At 66.6% G+C, this 925-nt stretch carries 1 protein-coding gene; it reads right to left on the bottom strand.

Translation table 11 applies throughout. The features are described from left to right. Position 1: 1 nt before the first annotated feature. A partial coding sequence (gene trxB / locus D456_RS0123335; RefSeq protein ID WP_017578587.1) for a thioredoxin-disulfide reductase occupies positions 2 to 925 on the bottom strand: 924 nt, incomplete at its 5' end.

Below are 925 nucleotides of genomic sequence, written 5' to 3'. Positions count from 1 at the left end.
CTCAGTTGCCCATGTCGGCGAGGTGGCGTTCGGCGTCCAGGGCGGCCGAGCAGCCGGTCCCGGCGGCGGTGACTGCTTGGCGGTACTGGTGGTCGACGACGTCGCCGGAGGCGAAGACCCCGGGCAGGCTCGTGCGGGTGGAGGGGAACTCGACCTCGACGTAGCCTTCCTCGTCGAGTTCGAGTTGTTTGTCGAACAGTTCCACGCGGGGGTCGTGGCCGATGGCGACGAAGAGGCCGGAGATGTCCATGGTGGAGGTGTGTCCGGTCTTGTTGTTGTACAGCTCCAGGCCGGTGACGCGTTCCTGGCCCAGGACCCGGGTGACCTCGGTGTCCCACACGAAGTCGATCTTCTCGTTGGCGTGGGCGCGTTCGGCCATGATGGCGCTGGCGCGTAGTTCGTCGCGGCGGTGGATGACGGTGACGGTTCTGGCGAAGCGGGTGAGGAAGAGGGCTTCTTCCATGGCGGTGTCGCCGCCGCCGACCACGGCGATGTCCTGGTCGCGGAAGAAGAAGCCGTCGCAGGTGGCGCACCAGGAGGTGCCGCGGCCGGAGAGTTCCTTCTCTCCGGGGACGCCCAGTTCGCGGTAGCCCGAGCCGGTGGAGAGGATGACGGTGTGGGCGTAGAAGGTTTCGCCGCCGGCGGTGATTTCCTTGACCGGTTTGGTCAGGTCGGCTTCGGTCACGTCCTCGGGGACCAGGTCTGCGCCGAAGCGTTCGGCTTGTTTGCGCATGTTGTCCATGAGGTCGGGGCCCATGATGCCGTCGGGGAATCCGGGGAAGTTCTCGACGTCGGTGGTGTTCATGAGTGCGCCGCCGGCGGTGATGGAGCCTTCGAAGACCAGTGGGCGCAGTTCGGCGCGTGCTGCGTAGACGGCCGCGGTGTATCCCGCGGGGCCGGAACCGATGATGATCACATTGCGGAC

This window comes from Nocardiopsis kunsanensis DSM 44524, from assembly GCF_000340965.1.
GTDB lineage: Bacteria > Actinomycetota > Actinomycetes > Streptosporangiales > Streptosporangiaceae > Nocardiopsis > Nocardiopsis kunsanensis.
Note: the sequence above shows the minus strand (reverse complement) of the source record. Positions and strands in the feature narration are given on the sequence as shown.